The organism is Polaromonas sp. P1_E3, from assembly GCF_056405935.1.
Map to the genome: position 1 here is coordinate 1 of NZ_JBFUBD010000655.1, position 1082 is coordinate 1082.

The 1082-nt window shown below is 56.9% G+C and carries 2 protein-coding genes; both read right to left on the reverse strand.

Annotated features, from left to right (window positions below; genetic code table 11):
• Window positions 1–487 (reverse strand): helix-turn-helix domain-containing protein (locus tag AC1D0Z_RS22545; protein WP_477660369.1); only part of this gene is annotated, 487 nt, incomplete at its 3' end.
• The coding region (gene pilW, locus AC1D0Z_RS22550; RefSeq protein WP_477660370.1) for a type IV pilus biogenesis/stability protein PilW at window positions 480–1082 on the reverse strand (603 nt) is incomplete at its 5' end. The genes pilW and AC1D0Z_RS22545, both read right to left, overlap by 8 nt.

The window sequence follows — 1082 nt, forward strand, 5'->3', positions numbered from 1 at the left end:
TGGCAGCATCTTTGATGACTGGCAGGAAAATTAACACCACAGCGCCAAGCAGCAATACCAGGCCGGCCAGCACGGCCGGCTTGGAAACCTGGGTCCATACGGCCGGACGGGGATTTTCACCCGGGGCACGAAATGGCGTGTTGATGCCCGCCCCCTGGTAAATTAATTTGGGAGCACTGGTTTGCGGCAGGCGTTCAAGCACAGGCGCTGAATCCAATTTCAGACTGCGGCATACGCTGGAAGCCAGCGCCCGGACAAAAACAGCGTCCGGCAGCAGGTCGAAGCGATCCAGCTCCAGCGCTTCTAGCTTTTTTACAGGAACTTTCAACGATACCGCGAGGGCTGCGATGTGCATGCCTGCTGCCTCTCTGGCCTCGCGCAGCAGCGTACCTGCGGTGGGATTGGGGCCTGTGCTCCGGTCTACACCAGGCACAGCAATCTCAGATGGGGGCTCCCCAACCGTCGTGGCAATGTCAGCGTCACTCATTGAACGCCCCTTTGTCATAAGCAGCAGCCTCCCTGGACTGCGCAAAACGTTTCTTCAGCTGGTCACCCAGCTGCCGCGCCGAGTCCCGGTTATTTAATTTACGCTCTATTTTGACTCCAAGCCAAAGTGTCTCCGCGTTTGCCAGCTCGCCGTTGTTCAAGCGGCGAATGTAAAACTGGGCGCGCGTCAAATCGCCGCGCTCAAACAGGAGGCTTGCGAGGTTGTAACCGATGATGGGGTTACCTGCGTCCAGCTCATACGCCTGCATCAAGCTTTGCTCGGCTTCCGCCCTCTGTCCTCCGCGAAGCTGGCAGATTCCCTGGGTCATCAGGGTTTTTGCCCTGCCGGCATAAGTAGGATTGGCAATCGCTTGGGAAAACCATCGAAGCGAATCACTGTACCGGCCTTGCTGACATAAAAGCCAACCGTAGTTATGGGCCACACCGGCGTCTCGGGGGTTCAGCGCAAGCGCGCGACGAAAGCTGTCTTCTGCCAGTGGAATATCGTTTAACCTCATATAAGCCAAGCCACGCAAGTTATACGCGTCTGCGAATGTAGGGTCGATTGCCAGTGACTGCTTGATTTCATCCAGAGC